Origin of the sequence: Rhodococcus oxybenzonivorans, from assembly GCF_003130705.1 — a bacterium.
Classification (GTDB): Bacteria; Actinomycetota; Actinomycetes; order Mycobacteriales; family Mycobacteriaceae; genus Rhodococcus_F; species Rhodococcus_F oxybenzonivorans.
Map to the genome: position 1 here is coordinate 178,761 of NZ_CP021356.1, position 19,543 is coordinate 198,303.

Consider the following 19,543-nt stretch of genomic DNA (forward strand, 5'->3'; position numbering starts at 1 on the left):
TTGGGCCGTCGTCCACGTTGGCACGGCGGCCGATCGGCGACCGAAGCCCAATGCGGCCGAGAGAACCAAACTCTTCTACAGGCGAAAAACGTGTAGCGAGGCCCCGGCGATGGCGTTGCTCACGTTGTCGGATGGACCGCAGGCGAATGGAGGTGCGCGGGGTAACTCACCGAGGCAGACTCGTTCCGGCCGGGTGCCGGTGGTCGCCAAGGGAACCAAGGAATGAGTGGTGCCATCGGTGCAGCGCTCGTTTACCGAAGCCGCCGATCTACCTCAGTAGCGAACGACCACCCAGCTGGAGCCATTTCTCGGGATCGACCTTCAGCCCGCTCGGCAAGGTGACCTCGAAGTGCAGATGCGGGCCGGTAGAGTTTCCGCGGTTCCCGACGGTCGCGATCAGCTGCCCCGCGCTGACGCGTTCTCCAACCGCGACCAGGTTGCCGTTGTTGTGTCCGTAAGTGGTCACGGTCCCGTCGTCGTGGCGGATCCGCACCCACAGTCCGAAGCCCTGGGCGGGTCCGGCATTGATGACTTCACCGTCGGCGACGGACACGATTGGGGCTCCGATGGTGTTGGCGATGTCGATGCCTTCGTGTCCTCGGCCGTCGCCAAAGGTGGAGGTGATCAGCCCCGATGTTGGGGCCTGTCCGAATATCTGGGCGCCGATGCCCGGCAGATTGTTCGGCGGTGACAGCAGCCATTCAAACTGTCCCTCGATTGCCCGGATCCTAGCGACATATGGCTTGGTCTGGTTCTCGTAATCCGGTAAACCGTACGGTATTCCGCCAGATTTACGTACGGCTCCGATGCCGGCGTTATATCCGGCGATTGCCATGTCCAATGTGTCACCCGCTACCACACCTTGCTCCTTCCAACCCTCGATCTCGAGGAACATGTCGCACAGCAGGTGGCCGGAGGCCATCACCGAGTCGCCGACGTCGAGGATGTTCGCCCGCCCGTCGCCATCAGCATCCTTCCCATACCTCGCCCAGGTTCCTGGCATGAACTGGCCGGGACCCCGCGCGCCGTCTCGCGAGACGGGTGCCGTCGCACCGTATCGGAATCCGTTTTCTACCGAATACAACGCCGCCAGAGTGGGAGATTTGATTCCGGCACAAATGTTGCCCGCCTTCTGAAACCAGGGGACGAACACAGCAATGGCGCCCACCTGCGCCGTTGTGGGACTGAAGAGGTAGCCAGTCTCGGGTGCGGGATGCACCCCTCCGCTGAACTTTCCGGAGAAGGCCTCTATGGAAACAGCCTCCTCGACAGACACGGTGGCCCCAGAAGTTGGGTCCTCCGTGCGGGTCGCGGCATCGAGGTCCGGGGCTGGTCCTGGTGCGATCCCGTCAGCGCGGGGCTCAACGGTCGGATAGTGCTCTGATGAGGAGGGAAGATATGGTTCCACCGCAGTCTGGACAGCATTAGCCAGGTCCGCAACTACTAGCTGCGCCGGTCCTTGAGCTTGCTGCGGAAGGAGCTCGATGTATTCGTTGAGCTGCTCACCGAATGCCGGCGCCGAAGTTTTGATCGATTGAATTTGCTGCGTACCATAATCCTTCAGCGTTGGGGGCATATCAGCTCCCTGTATGACACCGCCGAGAGCCGTGGCCAACCCGACGATGACCGCCGAAGGATCAACGGACATTTGCGCCTCCAACTGTGAGCTTGCCGACTCGAACCTACCTATTGTGGTCTAAGTCTCCAGGCTGGGTGCCTATTTCGCGTCACACTTGTTGAGGTTGTCGGTGCGTCTTTGGTGGCATTGGAATCGGTGCGTCCCGATTCCAAAATACCCGTCACGCTGACACTCCTACGCAAACGCACCCCCCGATGCGGTCTCGCACAGGAGCGCGGTAAGTTTTGGCGCAGATCGGGTTCTGGAAGAATGAGGCAACCTGCGCGCCTGTACATCCGCCCATCACGGGCGAATTATGCCAAATGGCTGCAGCATACGTCGTCTGGGACGTCACCGAGGGCGCCGTCACTTCCCGACTCGCCTGCACCTGACAGCCGGCAGTCCGACATCGCATGAATGGCACTGAAGAATAGCGTCGCTCGCAATTTCGGCGGGGTCAGCCCGCTCGAGGGTCGGGTCGCAGGCAAATCGTGGGCGGACAAAGGTGGACTGCCGCGTCGCAGGAGTAGGGATCGGTGACGAATATCCACACCAATACTGCCAGGGCTTCCTCGGCGGTGTCCGCATGCACTCGGATCCGCCCGTTCGGCTGTCCGGCACTCGGCGTGGCCAGGTTGGTGACCTGTCAGGGCGTGGATGGTGCCGGCCATCCCGGTTGGGGTTGCCGTCTATGTCGAGGTGGGTGAGGATTCGGACAATGCAGGCGGGGTTGGCCGGCCACCGGCCGCCGATGGTTTCGACGAGGCCGCGATCACGGTGGCGGCTTCACGTCGGCGGTCCGGATGCTTGAGTCCGGGTACGCCACCGCCGAGGACATCGACGAGGCCATGAAGGGCGGCTGCGGCTACCCGATGGGTCCGCTGACACTGATCGACACCGTCGGCCTCGACATCACCCTCGCCGCGGCGGAGTCGCTGTACGCGGAGTTCGCCGAGCCGCACTACGCTCCCCCGACGCTGCTCAAGCGCAAGGTGGACGCCGGACAGCTCGGCAAGAAGTCCGGCAAGGGTTTCTACGACTACAGCTGATCTCGCCTCTCCGGGAGCCCGTCGCGTGACCGCGGCGGGCTCTCGCCGTTCTTGACGGCGTAACCCATGTAGGAGATGGCGGTGCTCTTGATCCGCCCGAAGTCCAGCCGGCGGCTCAACTCCCCGTAGCTCAGTCGCGGTCCACCGGCCCTCGTGAGGTCGAGCAGCCGGAGCGGATTCTTCGACCGCGGCCCGAGCCCGACGACCTCACCGAGACGCAGACCGTGCCGGTCCAGGACCGACGTCAGCTCGGCCGGACGGATACACATCGACCAGTCGTGGATGGGAGTGTCGAACATCCGGGTCATCCGCCACTCCTGCATGATCTTGATCGCGACGAGCTTGCTGAGCACCGTGCGGTTGATGGTGTCGAACAGGTACAGGCCCCCCGGTTTCAGCGCCCGCGCGGACTCCGCGATCACCGCATCGAGATCCGACACGTGTTCGAGGACGTCGCAGCAGTAGACGACGTCGAACGCGGCATCCGGCACCGGCAGTCGTTCACCGGACCCGATCCGGTACTCGATGTCGAGTGCCGAGTCGACGGCGTGGCGGCGCGCGGTCTCGACCGACACCGGGGACGGGTCGATCCCGAGCACACGAAAACCGATGCGGGTGAACTCCTCCGCGAGGAATCCGCCGCCCGAACCGACGTCGAGGGCGCGGAGTCCGCGACAGTCGCCACCGACCGTCGCGTCGAGCACCGTGCGGAAGTAGGCGAATCGAGCCGGCGTCAGACTCCCGTGCAGCAGGTTGAGCGGGTTGTCTTCCTCCCACCACGACTCCCCCACCCGGTTGTAGACGTCGTTGTCGATGACCAAGCGGACCACCCCTTCTCTGCCGAGATCACGGCGACGACGTCCAGCCTTCTCCTGCGCGTCGGTCACTTCAAGGCCGGTGCCCTCACCCCTGCTCAGAAGGTGACATTCAGGATCTCGCACGTGTGCCTGGTGTCGGGCGGGTTCTGTATTTCAGTCCCGCCGCCGGTGCCTCCCTCGCGGCGACCGTCGCGGTCGCTCGAGCCGTCGGTCGAGTGAAGGATGCGTGATCCTGCTGGTCGACTGCAGTTGCCCTCCATGCTGCTCGATTGCCGTTGCCTGGGCCGTCAGCAGTCCGGTCGGTGTCGGACCACGATGTTCGGTGAACGCCGTCGAACATGACGTAGACGTCCACCGTCGAGTCGCAGTAAAGGCACAGGCGCCACACACCGGCTGCCTCGAGTGTCGTCCGTTCGGCTGGGGTGACTGTGCTGCCGTGGGCGGTGTGAACGTGCACACTTACTTGGACTTTTTGGCGTGGGCCCGTTCATGATCGTCGCCCGCTACCCGCGCCCAGGGCGAAGCCGTGCCCGGTGACGCCGCCAGCGTTCCATGCGGGCCGCACCCTCAGCCTCCAGGCGTTGTTGGGTTCGACGTTTACGCAGGGCGACGGTGACCCGGACGGCTGCGGTCCGCTGGCGCAGGGCGCAGGCGCGGGTGGCGGCGGCCTCGTCATCGAGCAGGTGGGCGGCGGCACTGTCCGCGGTGGCCAGCATCTTCTCGTACGCCAGCCGCAGCGGTGCCCGCTGATCGAGGTGCGCCATCCCGACATCCTCGACCAGTTGCAGAGGGAATCGCACCGCCTCGTACTCGGCACGCAGAACGGCCATGGGAAGTGTGCCCGACCTCACTGCTTAGACCTTACTCCGTGAGCGAAACAGCGCTATTGACAAGCGAGTGCGGAGAAACCATGCCCAGCCAATCAGACGCCACGCGTGAAGCCGTCGCAGGGCTACCCGATCGAGGGGTCGCCCTTCCCATCCCGCGCCTGCCGAGCGGCGTAGTCGCGGATCGCCGACCGGCAGTCAACGCGTCGTCCCCGACACGTCGACCATCGCCAGGCTGGCAACCCCGATCCACCCGCGACTGCGTCGATCCCGGCGGATCCTGCGCCTGCGAGATGATCAAGCCGTGGGGCCGCCCGCGGATTTTCCTCGGAAGAGGTTCCGGAAGAATCTCGTGAGGGCGTGAATCTTCTCCTTCGTCAGGTCAATGGCCTTGCGAAACGATTCATTATCGCCGGTGGGCATCACGATCTCCGTTGGTCGGGGGTAGGCAACCATGTCCGACACAGTGTGACCCCGGAACCCGAGCCTCCACATCCGAATCCGGGAAACCGACAGAGTCGGCGGCGGATCCCACTACGCGTCCCGGTGTGTAGGTGAGCCCGACGGCCGAACACATCTGCATGGGCGAGATCAGCAACTGGATGGTGGTGACCGTTGGAGAAGACCGGCGACGTTGTCGACACGCTGGTCAGCCCCAAACGGCTCCCGTGATCCCGTGATCCCGCCGTCAGTCTGGTCTTGGAATTCGAGGACGGGGTGGTCACCAACCTGTCTGCGGAAGAGGCCCGCCAGCTCGCGGCCGAACTGCAGCGGTGCGCCGACGTCATCGACCCGTAGGACACCCCGATTCGTCGACCCCGTTCCGGCTTCCCTCCGATCGCCGGTTCGGGGGTCGGCTCTCTTCTGCCCGCCACCCATCGGCAGTAGTGTCGAAGGTGGGTCGGCCCTCCCTGGAGGTAGGTGGGGTCGCCCCCTTGCAGGACCTTCCAAGGGGCGGAGGTGGTGTCAATCAGCGGACCGGATGAAAGAACCTTCTCATCTGTGTATTCACCACGTCGACCTCGACAATGGGGCGCACACTTCCAGCGGGGTCGACTGGTGTGTATGCGGGCCAGGTGCGAAGGGGTTACCGCACGGGAAGGGTGGTTTCGTTGACCCACGACGAACTTCGACAGTGGGTGGCCCAGCATGCACACCTGGGCATGTCGCGCGCGAGTCCGGAGCAATTGGCCAAGCTGGAGAAGATCACTGCGGCATTCGAGGCTCGGTACGTCCGGGGGTTGCTGGCCCTTCCCGACTACCGGCCTCCCGTCGGTTGATCCACAAGTTTCACAGGCTGTGAAAGCCCGCAGATGATTGATTCCTTGGTCGGCTTCAGTGGTCGTAGGAGGTCAGCGAGCGTTTCGCGGGCTGTTGCCCGTCACTGAAGACGCAGATGATCGCGTCGCTGTAAATGCAGACGGCTTCGGACTGTTTTCGAGGTTTTCGTCGGCATGGTGACGGCGTTGTCGTCCCGTTGAAGGCGCGGTCTGCATGTTGACGGCTGGATGCGGGCATGCGGATACCCCGCGGGACCGGTTTTCAGCCGCCGCGAGGTGGTGCGAGGAGCCGTCCACGGGTGTACATCCCGATCAGAGTCCATGGCGGGTCCTCGAACCCGAACCGTTCACGGGCGTGGAAGGCCGCGGCGGCCATTGTCAGTGTGTGCTGCAGCGGATTGCGGGTGTTGCGGATGCGGCTGAACGCGTCGGCCGCGTACGTGGCGAGGCGCTCACAGCCTTGGGTGTACATCCAGTGCAGGTGCTCGGGCGGGACCCGTCGCAACCATCGGCGAACGGTCGATTCAGGCCGGTCCAGACCTTCCGCGATGCGCCGGTATCCGAGCCCATTGGCCTTGTGCACCAACGCCGTTCCGATGACCTCGGTGGTGTCGGCACGGCGCACCCGCAGCGCTGTCGGCAACAGCACCTGGGTCTTGCTGCAGCCGGCGCAACGTACCCGGACAGGACGGGCGGTCACGGTGCTGGTGCCGAGCCCGCGACGGTGCGGATGCGGCCGAATCCCGATCTGCGCAGGACGTCGCCACATTCCGGGCACGCCATCGCACCGGATGCCAGGTGCTCCTCGGCGTCTTCGGCGCGTAGAACGACGATCACAAGGGGAAGGCTCCATTCATAGTTCTTCAGTCTTGACTAGCACAGGGCCGGAGCACCAGCGGCCAATTGGTGTTGGGCGGTGAGACTGTCACCGCCGCCGTCACCTTCGATGCAGACGACGAGCCTGATCAACACCGTGCCGACGAGCAGATCGCGGTATCTGGCGGTGAGCCGGGACGTCTCCGTCGTCTGCACGCTGACTGTGCAGAGGAAGTGAACTCAACCGAAGAGCTCTTCAGAAAGCTCGTTGACGGAACACCCCTGGTACGGCTGCATACACGTCGACCGTCAACACTTGGACACGTTCCGAGGCAACGCAACCGGCGCCTTCGGTACCCTACGTGGTAGGAACCTCCGCGACCCCGGTTCCCGCCAGTGCGCCTCGGTAGGCCTTGCGGATCACGACCCTGGTCAATTTCGGACCTTCGTCTGGCTCGTCGTAGGGAACCTCATCCCAGCTGTCGATGTCGAACTCGGCCTCGACTGTTCGTTGCGTTGTGGTGTCAGCCATGCACGAAGAATGCCAGACCGGACTGACAAACCTGTGACGGCACTGCAGATCGGCTTTCGCCGACGACTCCCGTGCCGGACATCTCGCACCGCTCCCTGGAGCGATTGACCCAGCAAGGAGTGCGTCATTCCGACGCGGTGTCGAGCAGAACAGCGAACGCGCGGTCGCCGGCCGGCTCTCCGCCCTGGGTAAACCCGTGGTGGTGGTGTGGGGCGACCGCGACGTGATCGCCCGACCGAGTCCAACGTCGCGCAGTTCACCGAGGCGGCATCGTCGGCCAGGGTGCGCCCGTGTAGGTGTCTGCCGACGGGACCGGCGCGCACCGTCAATGAGGACGGCAGCCCGCATGTGACTGCGGTCGGGGCCCCCTGGGTTGAGGGCACGGTCTGGTCCCAGACAGGCGTCGGGCGGGACCTCGTTGAACAGGAGCCAGAACCGGCCGACCTCTCCAACTGTCGGACGTGGAATCTGTCCGTCCTGGATCGCGGTGTCCGTCGCGAGCACCCGCAAGCGCCGACGCGGGCGCCACTTCTGATCGTCGGCTGTCATCGGTTTGCTCACCACCACAGGCCATAGGCGAAGTCCATAGACGCAGTGTTCCGCCACCCACCGCCGATCAGACTGGAATCTCGGTCAGGGATCGCGTGCGCCCGCTGGTTTACCGCCGACCGTGTCCGGTTTTGGTAGATGCGCTCCCGCGAATCGTTGCCGGCAAGTGTCCGCCGCGAATATGTGAATCACGGAGGGCGGGGTGCGTGGCCCGTACTGCGATGGACCCTGTCGTGAGCGAGAACTCTGGATCAGCAGGACTCGACGTCCGGCCGGTGCACGATCGGGCGAACACCCCGCGGTGAGGGACGCGATGCGATCCGGACGCCCTGCCCTCGTGGCCGCGGGTGGTCGTCGCCACCCCCCTCGTCGCCACCCCCCTCGGCGTCGCACTCTTCGCCGCAACCCCGGACGGATCGAATTCAGCGCGGTCGCCACCGTGGGCGGCCGACTCCTGTCCGCGTGGTCTTTACTTGTCCCGCCACCCGGTGGCGGTGGTATCGCGGACGCAGCACCGCGAGTACGCCGTCGAGAAGCCGGCCAAGTCGGTGCGCCCTCCAGTGGGAAGACGAAGCGAAGATCCGCGGTCTGGCCGACCCGGATCCGGTGCCGGTGCCGGTGCCGGTGCCGGTGCGCTGGACGCTCACCGGGCATGACGTGTCCGACCACCCCACCACATCTTCCAGGGCCTCGGCTACCACCACCTCACGACCACCAAGATCACCACCCAGGTCACAGCCACCTGGAACCGCTACGTCGCAGGGCGGTCACCGTCGGGGTGGACACCACCAACAACCCGCGACAGCGGATTACGCGAGCCCACCAGTAACCCCTGGACGGGACAGCACTGCGTGGTTCCCGTCACATTTGACGAAGTCGGTGGCGTGTCCGCTTGCGTCGGGCCGTGAAGCCACACTCGCCGCATCGCGGGACGCCGTCGCGCCGGTCCCCGCACCCACTCGCCGGCCCGGCAAACGTCGAGGTCACCACCGGTTTCCTCAGCCTTGGGGCGGCGCTGCTCGACTGGGTGCCCGGGACGGTGTTCCCGGTGTCGTTACCTGCCCGTGATGGCCATCCTAAGACCCTGACGTGGGCATATTCGAGCAAGATCATGTTTGTATATCGATCGGGTCACGATGGCGCAGTCGATATCGTTTTGTTACTTTCCTTCTCGACCGGGGGTCCGAGGCCACGAATCTCAAGAGCGCGGTCTAGCCAACAAAGACGAGGTAAGACACCGTGGCGAAACACCGCAGGACCGCACATCGTTCAAATTCCATCACCGGCCGCCTGAAGATTGCGACTGTCGCCGCTGCGACCGGTGCCATTCTGATCGGCGGAGCGCAGTTCGGCGCCGCGTCCGCGGCCGCCCGCCCGCTCGAGATCCCGCCGGGCCTACTGCCCGCCGGTGTTCAGCTGCCCGCGATCGAGCTGCCCGACATCCCGGCCGCCCCGCCCTCGCCCGGCGTGCTCGGGCCGGTCAACCCAGGCACCCCCGCTCCGCTCAAGGCCCGCACCGTGCAACCGGTATCCGGCACGCTGTCCTCCGGCTACGGCCCCCGCTGGGGCGCGCACCACGGCGGCATCGACATCGCGGCCCCGATCGGCACCCCGATCCAGTCCGCGGCCGACGGTGAGGTCATCTCCGCGGGCCCGGCCTCCGGGTTCGGGTTGTGGGTGCGGGTGCGCCACGACGACGGCGCCGTCACCGCCTACGGCCACATCAACGAGTTCATCGTCAACGTCGGCCAGCGGGTCGCGGCGGGTCAGCAGATCGCCACCGTCGGCAACCGTGGGCAGTCGACCGGTCCGCACCTGCACTTCGAGGTCTCGGACGCAGGCGGCAACCGACTCAACCCGAGCCAATGGCTGCGCGACCGCGGCGTCTCGGCCACCTGGGGAACCGGCTAGAACCCGCCCTGGCGGTAGTCAGTTCCAAACGATGCCGCCGCGCCGTCGCCGCACTGCGCCGAATGGGCATTGCAGGACAACTGATTTCGTTCGATGCGGTCGCACGGGAAAGCCCGGGTTCCACGCTCCTGGCTCTACGAACAGCCCGACATTTTTTTCGCGGCGTGTCGGGGGTGCTCACGATGATGACTGCGACCCGTTGTCCACCGAGGGCGATGGCGAGGGCCTCGCGTAGCTCTCGGTTTTCGGACGTCGCGGCACCCAGACCGAGACTGTCGGGTGCTGTTCACGAGTGATCGGCGGGAGCTACACACCATCGAGAGTCGCCTGCGTGAGCACGGAATCGCCGCGCTGCCCGGCCGAACATCGGCGCTTCACCAGTGCTGCAAACGACCGTCGCTGACCTGTGTGGACACGTAGTAGCCAGTATCGACGACGCGGGGCGCCAGCATGGCCCGATCCGTGATCTACCCGCTGGACTATGGCTACCTGAAAACTGGGATCGCTACGCGCCAGCCGACGTTCCCGGTGATTCGGACCGAGGACCACGCGACACTTGATTACGCGAGCTCACCAGTACGCAACCCCGTGTCCTCGACCCGCGCGATCAACTCGGTGACGGCGAGACTGTCGAGTGATTGATGGCGACCGGAGAGGCCAATGACCTGCGTGACACACCCCATCCATCGATGCTCAGTGATCAGTCGGATGCCCAGCGGGGTCGTCAGCCCCAGAAGATGCAGGTCGGGTCCCGGTCGAGTTCGGTGAGCAGGGCCTCCAGATGCGGCGACGGCGCCAGCCGGTCGTAGGCATGGAAGCGGAGACTGCGGTCCCGCCAGTACAGGCTCCAGGTCTTCGTGGCCTTGGTGTAGCGCAGCCGGGCGATCGGCAGGCTGGTCCACTCCGGCCCGATATCGGCACACCACGGGGCGCACCGCTCGACGATGGTCAGGTGACGCGCCGCGACCTCACATTCGAGGCGCACCTGATGCCGGGCGTGCTCGGGCACCCGGGCCACACACCACCGCCGCACCCGCGCGATGTCCAGCTCCGGCAGACCGGCCACCGCGGACGCGGACGTCGACCGCGGTGGCCACGCATCCCCGGCCCCGCCGCCGGCGACCCTCGGGGCCGGGGCCGGGGCTGAGCGGTGCGAGTTCTCGGCGGCCTCGGTCAGTACCGTGAACGCGGCGTCGAGGCGCCGCCGGCGGCGCCGGTTCGGTTCATGGTTGGCGTCGGCGGCCACGTACCCGATCCGCTCCTCGAGGTCGACGTCGCTGACCGGCAGGATGATGTCGTCGTCCTCGACGCGGGCACCGAAGACGACGCGTTCGCAGTCGATGTCCAGCAGCGTGACCTCGCGCAGGGCCGCGGCCACCTCGTCGGGGATGCGGAGGGAGTGCACCGGGGTGGACGGCGACGGTGTCCGACTAATCCGTTGTAGAAGAGACGCTGCTTCCCGTCGCGGGTGGGATCGCGATTGCACCCCAAACGGCGGCCGGCGAGAACTCGGGAAGTATGGACCACTTCTCGGTCCGGCTACGCAGGTACAGATCGCCAATCCGCGACGACTCACCAGGCCCACACAGCTCACCGACCGGCGGAAGGTGGGCGGAAGGCGGCTTGTCGGACCAGTGTTTCTCCGCATCGTCGGGTCAGGGACCGCTCGCCTGGCTCAGCCACCGGCAGCGCGGTCGGCGAGTTCGCCGTGGCCGGATTCCCGAGCGCAGTGCGCACAGCAGTAGATCTGGTCGGCGGTTTCGACGCCGTGGCCGAGGATCCGGCACCCGCAGTGGTCGCACTGCGGCGCCATCGCCTGGACGGCGCATTCGAAACTGTCGAACACCGCGGATCGGTCGCCGCGGGTGATCGTGAAGGCCTTGTCGTATTCGTTGCCGCAGGTCTCGCAGGTGGCCATGGTGCCTCAGTCCTTCGTCGGGTCAATCGGTGCTGGTGGTCTCTGCGTCTGGGGTGCGGCTTCGGGTAATGCCTCACCGAGCGGCGGAGAAACCTCGTCCCCGTCGAGGGTGCCCGCGGATCGGCACCCACAAACGACCAGCACCCCGCGGGTCCGCTCGCTGCGAGCGTCTGTGCGCCGGACCCGGTCACCGTTTGAGCAGCCGCAGGAGTAGGGGAGTTATGGGGGAACCCGTCTCGGGATCGAGCGGATGTTGGCCGGGCTGTTGGGCCACTACCGCTGCCGCAACGATATGCAGGTGCTCGGGGTAGCGCGTCGGTGGGCTACGAGGTGCCCACGCGCTAGGCACGCCATTGGCCAGCATGCCAACGCATACGGAATCAGCTCCATCGACCGCGGGGCCGCCAGTCCTTTCCCGCACTCCAGGCCGTCGGGCGATGATGCCGGAGTATCGGTATCGTCATAGCACGTGCCGACAGCCCGGCCACCGGGCGGATCCAGCCGAGAGGAAACATCGATAAGCCTTATCGAGACGGTCGACGTTGAGGCTGATCGAGCCCGGATCCGTCGAGCTGCGAGTGTCCGCACGACTCGACCTGCATCCGGGACATCGCGCGTTCTTGGGACCGCCGCGCACCTGCTCGTCGGTCGTGGTGGAATCCGCTGCTGCTGGTGGGTCATTGCGAGTCGCATCCTGCTCCTTACCCGGGAAGAGAAGATGTGGTGTCGGGCGAAGTCAGCCGTTCGGGTGGAATGGGGCACCGCGACGGTGACGGGTACCGACTCGACCGCAAAACCATTGCAGGCTGGCCTTCCCAGCCTGCCCGCGGTGCTCGCCGACAGCCGCTCCTACGCCGAACGGCAATCCTCCTACCGGACTATCGGACCGCTCTCCCCGGCCGATGCCGCCGACGCGCTCCGGGTCCCGGTCGAGGCCCACGGGGGTGCGTTCACCCCGGACGCGCTCGAGATCGTCGTCGAAGCCAGCGGCGGTTACCCGTACTTCCTGCAAGAGTTCGGCAAGGCGATCTGGCACACCGCCCCCGCCTCCCCCTTCGATATCGAGGACGCCCACCTCGCGGTCGAGGAAGGCCGTCGAGCACTCGATGACGGGTTCTTCCCGTCCCGGTGGACCCGGGCCACTGACCGGGAGCGCCGGTACCTGCGCGCCATCGCCGAAACCGGGGAACCCACGCCCCGGTCCGGGAAGGTCGCCGCAGCCATGGGTGTGGCGACGACCGCGGTCAGCGATGTCCGTGATTCCGCCATCAAAAAGGGTCTAATCTGGTCCCCCGAACACGGTCGAATCGCGTTCACCGTCCCGGGAATGGCCGACTTCATTCGTCGCCAGCCCACCGCCTGAAAACCCCTACCCCCGCGCGCCGACTCGGATATCGCACTCGCTGACAGCACGCTCATTAGCACTCCGCAGAGTCAACGTGTGTCGGCCGAAGAATAACCCGCGAACGCTGCACAAATTTTTCTACAGCAGTCACCCACACCTCACCAGGGAGCTGGTGGCCTCGCTGGTGCGCCGGGTCAATCGGAGCCGACCGGCCGCCGCGGTCATCCCCGCTACCCGATTCGGGTATGCCGAGCACATTCCACGGGCCGAGCCCCTGGCCGCACATCCCGCGCCATCCGAACCCGGTCGGCGGACAGTGATAGTTGACCCGCTGGGTGGCAGACCGCTGTCCCGGCCGGCCACGCCCACAGCGAGGTGAGGGACACAGCGTCCCGAAATATCCAGCAGCCCTGTAATATTCCGGCGCCCAGCCGCGGCAAGTGGAGAACTGTCAGATCCAGTCGATGTGGACGGATTCGATGTGGTCGAAGTGGAATCCGAACTGGTCGCTGTACCTGTCGAAGCCCTTGTTCTCCGGGTAGTCGAGGGTGGCGTGCCGCTCGAGCAAGGCCACGACCCGGGCATGATCATCATTGGCCAGGGCGGCGGCGAGTTCGCGGGACTCGTCAGGGCTGAACGGGGTGTCCGAGTTCGCGAAATCCAGGGTCCGGACCCGGTAGTCGTAGCCCTCGTCGGCACCGTTGCGGACCATCACCCCACCCTTGACCCGGATGACCGCGGTCTTCGGTGTTCCATCGGGGCGCAACACCCCGGCCCGGGCCATGATGTCCTCTGCCCGCACGTTCTTCAGTTTTTTGCTGGCGTCGGCACGTAACTCGTTCGTCTCCCCCGACCGGTACCGGGACACCGCCGAGCGGGACCGCCCGATCTTGACGGCCACGGCATCGATACCACCCAATCGCTCGATCGCCGCCCGCCGCTGGGCCCGCTCGAGCACATCCGCATGCGGAATACGGCCCTGCTGCGCCCACCGGCGCAACGTGCGGTCCGACGGCGGGGTGCGGCCGGCATCGATCGCCGCCTGACGCAAACCCTCGTTCCCAAGTTCCTTCCGTAACTGTGTGACGGTCACCTTGCTGGTCAGCCCGGCCAGTCCCCCTGTTTTGACCTGCTTGGATTTTTCGACACCGCTGGTGGCGGCGTTCGCCACGGACACCTTGAGGCCGTCGAGACCGACCGCCTGCTGCGCCGGCTTCGTGGTGCGCGGCCTGGGCAGATGCAAAGCCATCAGAGCACCCCCTCCCCGTCATCGTCGTCGGCGGCGTCCTCGTGGTCGGCGAAGGCGGCCTTGATCGCCAGATTCACCTCATGCACATCCGCCGCCGACGCCATTGCGTGCAGGAGGGTGTCGGTGAGGACCACGTCCTTTTCCACCGTCATCTTTCCCAGCGCGCCGCTCGGATCGGCAATGTCCTCACCACCGGGCAGGAGGTAGACCCAGGAGTCGGTGACGGTGCGGACCGGCCAACGATGGTGTTCGCGGGCGATGCGCATCGCGACGCGGCGGCCCCGCCACCGGCAATGCGCGATGATCGACGCCCGCCACAACGGCTGATGATGATGCTGCATCCGGGTCGCGGTCCACATGTCCGGGTTCACCATCCGCCCGATGTACCCCTTGTAGCAGGACCCGACGAACCCCTTCATCGCCGCATCACCGGTGTCCACCGCCGTCTTGCGGGCCTCCCGCAAAATCTTCGCCCACTTGTCCAACACCCGCCCCTGCTGCGGATACACCCACGCCTCGGTGATGTCCAAATCGTCGAGATCGGCACCGATCCCACCATCCGCCACAGGCTCCCGAAGGGCATCGAGGGTGACAGTGGTGACCCAGGTCTGCACCGGCTGATCGGCAAGCATGTGCGGATGCGGCAACGGCAGCTTCTCGGGCAGCGCCAACGTGTTGCCCGCGGGCAGGGTGATCCGCCACAACCCGAACGGGGTGCCCTTCTCCCCTGATGCTGCGGCGGCCGCCGACCCGCCGGTCAGATGCTTGGGTTGCCCGTAACCGAGTTCGAGCATCCCGGCCGAGGCCAAATAGGCGGCGCGTTGGTCGATCGACACCAACCGGCACGCACCCTCGAGGTCACTGGTCTCCGGGATCCGGGTCCAGCCGACCGCGGGCTCGAGGTCCCCGCGCGGCGCCCCGTCGAGCGGCGGCACCGCCCCCGGGGTGGTGACGACGATGCCCTTACCGCTGCGGGTGCGTTCGCGTTTGATCTTGTCGATGATCGCGGCGCCGGTGCGGGCCGGGGTGGGACCGGGGAGCACCCCGAGATGCTGGGCGCACCAGGCCAGCCGGCGGCCCAGCTCCCGCGCGGCAGACAGGTCGTCGTCGGGGAGATAGGTTCCCGCGGTGGGTGAGCCGAGGACACCCATATCGCCGACCCGGTTGTGCCAGCCGAAGTCCTTGTTCCAGTAGGTCCACACATACGGTTCGATCACCACATCGACCATCGAGGTGAAGTTCCCGATCGTGCGGGACAGGTGCACCACATGACCGGGTTCGCCGCGCAGCTCCCACCCCGCACCGAGTAACGGTGGCAGGGTGGCATGCAGGGTGGCGGTCAACTCCGATGCGGCGCGGGTCCGCAACGCTTCCATGTCGTTGACGTCGTCTTCACTGCCCGGATCGATGACCCACCCGAGTAGCTCACACGCCGCCAACCCGACGATCCAGATTTGCGCGGGTGCCCCCAACGGGGTCAAAGAGGCCCAGCGAATCAGCTTGTCCAGCTTCTCGAGGGAATCGACCGGACCGGTCAGCTCCCGCCCCGACGGGGTGTACGTCCCGGCGGCGGTCACGATCAACGCATGCCCATCCGCGGCCTCCCCCGCCGGCAGTGCCTCCCACACCGGCGGGTCGACCGCGACGCCGTCCGCCACGTTGCTGTCCACGTCGGCGGTGTCCACGTCGGGAGACTCCGGGCTCGTGGGAGTTTCGGCGACGTCAACCTGCTCGTCCGACTCAGCATCCCCCTGCTCGTCCCAGTCAGCGTTCCCCTGCTCATGCAATCCAGGGTGCGTGGCGACCGCTGGTTCCGGGTCCGCCCCAGCGGTGACACCCGCCTCATCGGTGACACCCGCCTGATCGGTGGTGTTGGGGGAACCGTCTTTTTCGGCGGATTCGGGGGATTCGGGGGACGTTGTCGGGGTGGTGTCGGGCAGTGTGAAGAGGGGGATTTGCTCCCACGGGGAGCTCATGACTCCTGCTCGGCGATCCGGCCGTCGAGATCGGCCGGTGGGACGCGGTAGCGGTCGAAGAATTCTTGCAGGGCAACGTCCACGACGTTGGTCACCGTGGATTGGCGGTGGTTCACCAGCCAGTTCAACCGGGCCTCCGTCGAGGCCAAGACCCGGGTGTTGAGCGGAACTTTCGTCGGCCCCTTCCGCGGTTCCAGCTTCGCCGTCAACTCCGGACTCGGCTTTCCCGACCCCGAGACGGCCCCCGCGCCGGAACCTTCCTTCCCCGCCCGGGCGGCACCGCCGCGTCCGCCCCCGGTCGGGCGGCGGGCGCCGCCTACGGTGTTTCCTGCTTTCGCCATACCCACCCCACTCGTCTCCGCCCGTGTTCCTTCGGTTGAGTCATCCTACCCACTACACGCCTTGTTGCGCGTATCTTTGCGCGCACACTTGCTTGCATACTGTCTTGCAGAGTGGGTGCGGAACATTTGGGCGGCCGACGGCATTGACAGCTCTTGCCCGCCCGGGCCGGTGGCCGGTTACCGTCTGTCGGTATGGGGACCACCTTCCACGGGCCGAGCCCGTGGCCGCACATCACCCGCGCCATCCGCACCCGCGGAGCCCGGTACGCCGCGATCGGCTACCTCGGCCAGGACGCACCTGAGTTGCTTCCGCTGCGCGCCGGGGACCTGCTGGTCGTCAACGCGTCCAAGGCCGCTATCCGGGCGCACGCCACCTCCCCCGCCGCCCTCACCTACTACCTGAACAAGGGGGTGCGGGTGTTGTCGTCACCGACCCTGCACGCGAAGGTGATCGCTACCAGTACCCGGGCGGTGATCGGGTCGGCGAACGCGTCCGAGAACTCCACCCTCGCCGACGACGCCGTGGTCATCACCGACGACCCCGAGATCGTCGCCGGTGTCCGCACATTCATCGACGGCCTCGACGAGATCACCGAGGTCGATCAGGTGTTCCTCGACGACGCGATCCTCGAGTGGGAGATCGGCCGCGCTGTCCCACTGCCCGGGGTCACCGGCCGCGTTCGCACCGAAACTGATTTCCTGCCCACCCCGGTGACCCGCATGTTTATCAAACACGCCGTCGATTACGAACCCACCGACACCGAACAACAGGTCCTCGACAACCAGCGGGGCCGGCACAACGCCGCTGGCGGGCCGGCGGTGAAGTACCAGCTCGACTCGCTCCGCCTCGACACACCCGGCACCCTTCGGCGCGGTGACGTGATCGTCTTCGTCTCCACCGGCGACGAGTGGATCCACCCGCCGGCCGTGGTCATCTCCGATCCGATCCGGATCCCACGGTCCGGTGGAGCGGTGCTGTTTTTCCTGCGCACCCGCACCGACCTGCCACCCGTGCCCCTTACCGACGCCGAGAAGGCGCTCAGCGACCTCGGGCACCCTGGGTCACGGCTGCGGACCGATCACTACGTCCGCTCCCCCAGCCTCCGGACGGCGCTGCTCACGCTGTGGGACCTCTGAGCGGGAACGCCCACGAAAGAAGCTGCGCACCAGCACCGAACCGCCCGACCCCTCGAAATGCGTCGAGTTCTGCACGGAACTGGTCGGCGTTCTCTTCCGCGAACTCTCGTGCCCGACATTCCTGGCGTGTAACTGCCGCCTTCTCCCTCAACGGCGAACACAGTCTCCGTCGATGCCGTCGACCGGTTCCACCCCTACCCACCTCGCCACGAGAAGTGGCTGCCGGGCTGATCAATCTACCGATGAGCTACAAGACGGGCGCCCAGTAGGCCCGGGCAATCCTCGTCGTCGAGCGTCCCGGCCGGGCTGCGGCCGTGGTCACCAGCTGCTGCTGGCGCCCGCCCCGCCTCCACCCCTGCGGGGCAAGGGTTTCGACGTCACACCCGCACTGGATGACTCCATGTTGGGTCCGCCGCCCACCGCAGGGGCATCGTCGCGTAAACGCGCGATTCGACCTCGCTTGCTCGGCCGCGCAGAATTGCCACCACGTTTTCCGACCTCCGCCAAACCGCACTCCTTCGCCCCGCTCAGCTTGTCCGCCGTGCGTGTTCCCGGCCGCCGCTGAGCCCAGCCTCAGTAGATACACGCACGTTCACACGCTGCATCACACGCACTGGTGCACGTGAACCTGCAGGTGCTTTCTTTTTCGCCGGCCGGGCCGATAACCGATCCTCAAACAGACCCGGCCGGAGGCCCAGATCCCACTGCCGCTCCAGCCCGGCTTCACCTGGGTCGCCTCCCGCGATGCCAGAGGGTCAGCCGGTTCCGTTAGCCTCGAGCGATGTCCTCCCCCGTCCCTACCGACTACGCCGCCACGCTCGAGAGCATCAAGCGGCTCGTGCATGAGGCGCGCTACATCGCCCAGCGCCGAGTGAACACCGAACTGCTCAGGCTCTACTGGCAGATCGGGGCGACGATCATCGAGCGACAGAAGACAGCCCCGTGGGGCAGCAAGGTCCTCTCCCGACTCTCCGCGGATCTGCGCACAGAGTTTCCCGGAGCGAAGGGTTTCTCACCGGCCAACCTCAAGTACATGCGCAGGTTCGCCGAGGCGTGGCCCGACCCCGATGCAATCGGTCAACGACCCGTTGGCCAATTGCCCTGGGGTCATGTCATCGAGTTGCTCGAGAAGCTCGATGACGCCGAGTTGCGCGACTGGTACAGCGCCAAGGACATCGCACATGGCTGGAGTCGCCCCGTGCTGGCGCACCAGATCAAGACCCATCTGCACCAGCGAGAGGGTGCCGCCCCCTCCAACTTCCCGCACGCTCTCGAGCGCACCGATTCCGAGCTCGCTCAGCAGATCACCAAGGATCCGTTCACGCTCGAGTTCCTCGCCATCGACGGGGACGCCGCCGAGCGACAGCTCGAGGATCGGCTCGTCGAACGCATCATCGACACCCTCCGCGAGCTCGGCCCCGGATTCGCGTTCGTGGGCCGCCAGGTCCACTTCGATGTCGAGGGCGATGACTATTTTCTCGACCTGCTCTTTTTTCACGTCGAGCAACTCCGGTACGTGGTCATCGAACTCAAGACCACGAAATTCGATCCACGCAACGCCGGCCAGCTCGGCTTCTACGTCGCCCTCGTCGAGGACAGGCTACGGCGGCCACAGCACCAGCCCACGGTCGGGATGCTGCTGGTGGCGGACAAGAACGAGTCCGTCGTCCGGTACGCACTGGCCGGCACCACCCAGCCGATCGCCGTCTCCCGCTACGATCTCTCGCCCGCCGAGCAGGCCGCGCTCCCCGCCGAGGACGCCCTCACCCGCGCGGTCGCCCTCGAGCTCGACGACCACACCCCGCAGTCGACGAAACCCCAGCGGAAACAATCGTCACGCGATGGATCCGGTGTGTGATGTCGGACGTTCGTCTCCGATAGGGGATCCCGCTTACCGGATCGCAAACCACACCCTGAGGTGAGCGTTAGGGCGTCCGGATCGCCCGTCGCGGCAGGGGCATCGGCAGTCAGTAGAGGGTGGAGTGCCCCGGTCCACTTTCCCGGAAACAGGACATCGCACCTGCGTTACGGGTCCCGGCTCGCGTCTGCGCGCACGTGGCGTGAGTGCGATGCGGATCCGCGTGAGTGCGATGCGGTCCGTCGGATCGGCCGGAGCGCCGCGGGCTCACAGGACGCCCCGCCGCCAACCCGGCAGACGCGCACATCAGTCGTCACGC

At 66.2% G+C, this 19,543-nt stretch carries 16 protein-coding genes and 1 pseudogene; 6 read left to right on the plus strand and 11 right to left on the minus strand.

All coding sequences use genetic code 11. From position 1 onward, the window contains the following. Positions 1–268: 268 nt before the first annotated feature. Positions 269–1,648 (minus strand): peptidoglycan DD-metalloendopeptidase family protein, encoded by a 1,380-nt coding sequence (locus tag CBI38_RS36480; RefSeq protein ID WP_230990450.1) that lies wholly within the window; start codon positions 1,646–1,648, stop codon positions 269–271. 758 nt (positions 1,649–2,406) lie between these two features. Here CBI38_RS36480 and CBI38_RS36485 point away from each other — a divergent pair. Then, positions 2,407–2,667: pseudogene (locus tag CBI38_RS36485) on the plus strand (3-hydroxyacyl-CoA dehydrogenase family protein); the annotation flags it as partial. On the opposite strand, the gene ubiG reads toward CBI38_RS36485, so the two are convergent. Beyond that, positions 2,658–3,497, minus strand: coding sequence for a bifunctional 2-polyprenyl-6-hydroxyphenol methylase/3-demethylubiquinol 3-O-methyltransferase UbiG (gene ubiG, locus CBI38_RS36490; protein ID WP_109336264.1), 840 nt, complete (start codon positions 3,495–3,497; stop codon positions 2,658–2,660). The pseudogene CBI38_RS36485 and the gene ubiG sit on opposite strands and share 10 nt — an antisense overlap. A gap of 491 nt (positions 3,498–3,988) precedes the next feature. After that, the gene (locus tag CBI38_RS36495; RefSeq protein WP_230990451.1) at positions 3,989–4,336 is read right to left on the minus strand and encodes a hypothetical protein; all 348 of its coding nucleotides are present in this window, start codon (positions 4,334–4,336) and stop codon (positions 3,989–3,991) included. Positions 4,337–5,424: 1,088 nt separating this feature from the next. On the opposite strand from CBI38_RS36495, the gene CBI38_RS38245 reads away from it, so the two are divergent. Further along, on the plus strand, positions 5,425–5,592 hold the full coding sequence (locus tag CBI38_RS38245) for a hypothetical protein (RefSeq protein ID WP_162603403.1): 168 nt from the start codon (positions 5,425–5,427) through the stop codon (positions 5,590–5,592). Positions 5,593–5,854: 262 nt separating this feature from the next. Here CBI38_RS38245 and CBI38_RS36505 read toward each other — a convergent pair whose 3' ends face one another. The 3 genes from CBI38_RS36505 to CBI38_RS36510 all read right to left on the minus strand — a co-directional run bounded on the left by CBI38_RS36505 (position 5,855) and on the right by CBI38_RS36510 (position 6,940). Next, positions 5,855–6,361: a helix-turn-helix domain-containing protein gene (locus CBI38_RS36505; RefSeq protein ID WP_230990452.1), complete on the minus strand. Its 507-nt coding sequence runs from the start codon at positions 6,359–6,361 to the stop codon at positions 5,855–5,857. A 104-nt stretch (positions 6,362–6,465) separates the two neighbouring features. Next, the gene (locus CBI38_RS38250) at positions 6,466–6,624 is read right to left on the minus strand and encodes a hypothetical protein (RefSeq protein ID WP_162603423.1); all 159 of its coding nucleotides are present in this window, start codon (positions 6,622–6,624) and stop codon (positions 6,466–6,468) included. 142 nt (positions 6,625–6,766) lie between these two features. Beyond that, entirely contained in the window at positions 6,767–6,940 is a 174-nt protein-coding gene (locus CBI38_RS36510) for a DUF3224 domain-containing protein (RefSeq protein WP_109336267.1), read from the minus strand. Between the two features lie 1,788 nt (positions 6,941–8,728). Between CBI38_RS36510 and CBI38_RS36525 the strand changes: the two genes are divergently transcribed. Then, positions 8,729–9,400 (plus strand): M23 family metallopeptidase, encoded by a 672-nt coding sequence (locus CBI38_RS36525; RefSeq protein ID WP_109336269.1) that lies wholly within the window; start codon positions 8,729–8,731, stop codon positions 9,398–9,400. 724 nt (positions 9,401–10,124) lie between these two features. On the opposite strand, the gene CBI38_RS40470 is transcribed toward CBI38_RS36525, so the two are convergent. Together CBI38_RS40470 and CBI38_RS36535 are read right to left on the minus strand one after the other, a co-directional pair. After that, positions 10,125–10,805, minus strand: a complete 681-nt coding sequence (locus CBI38_RS40470) for a DUF3024 domain-containing protein (RefSeq protein WP_335743654.1) — start codon at positions 10,803–10,805, stop codon at positions 10,125–10,127. A 270-nt stretch (positions 10,806–11,075) separates the two neighbouring features. After that, positions 11,076–11,318, minus strand: a complete 243-nt coding sequence (locus tag CBI38_RS36535) for a hypothetical protein (protein ID WP_109336270.1) — start codon at positions 11,316–11,318, stop codon at positions 11,076–11,078. A 769-nt stretch (positions 11,319–12,087) separates the two neighbouring features. On the opposite strand from CBI38_RS36535, the gene CBI38_RS36540 reads away from it, so the two are divergent. Then, entirely contained in the window at positions 12,088–12,681 is a 594-nt protein-coding gene (locus tag CBI38_RS36540; protein ID WP_230990453.1) for a hypothetical protein, read from the plus strand. A 433-nt stretch (positions 12,682–13,114) separates the two neighbouring features. Here CBI38_RS36540 and CBI38_RS36545 read toward each other — a convergent pair whose 3' ends face one another. From CBI38_RS36545 to CBI38_RS36555, 3 genes are read right to left on the minus strand one after another with little or no spacing between them, the layout of a single operon-like run. Then, positions 13,115–13,912: a hypothetical protein gene (locus CBI38_RS36545; RefSeq protein WP_109336271.1), complete on the minus strand. Its 798-nt coding sequence runs from the start codon at positions 13,910–13,912 to the stop codon at positions 13,115–13,117. After that, on the minus strand, positions 13,912–15,888 hold the full coding sequence (locus CBI38_RS36550) for a hypothetical protein (RefSeq protein WP_109336272.1): 1,977 nt from the start codon (positions 15,886–15,888) through the stop codon (positions 13,912–13,914). Before CBI38_RS36550 ends, CBI38_RS36545 begins: the two co-directional genes overlap by 1 nt. Further along, positions 15,885–16,229: a hypothetical protein gene (locus CBI38_RS36555; RefSeq protein ID WP_109336273.1), complete on the minus strand. Its 345-nt coding sequence runs from the start codon at positions 16,227–16,229 to the stop codon at positions 15,885–15,887. Before CBI38_RS36555 ends, CBI38_RS36550 begins: the two co-directional genes overlap by 4 nt. Before the next feature lie 192 nt (positions 16,230–16,421). Here CBI38_RS36555 and CBI38_RS36560 point away from each other — a divergent pair, with 192 nt between their 5' ends. Continuing rightward, a complete protein-coding gene (locus tag CBI38_RS36560) occupies positions 16,422–17,366 on the plus strand; it encodes a phospholipase D family protein (protein ID WP_109336274.1) in 945 nt (314 codons plus the stop codon). A gap of 781 nt (positions 17,367–18,147) precedes the next feature. Continuing rightward, positions 18,148–19,224: a PDDEXK nuclease domain-containing protein gene (locus tag CBI38_RS36565; RefSeq protein ID WP_109336275.1), complete on the plus strand. Its 1,077-nt coding sequence runs from the start codon at positions 18,148–18,150 to the stop codon at positions 19,222–19,224. The last annotated feature ends 319 nt before the right edge of the window (positions 19,225–19,543 follow it).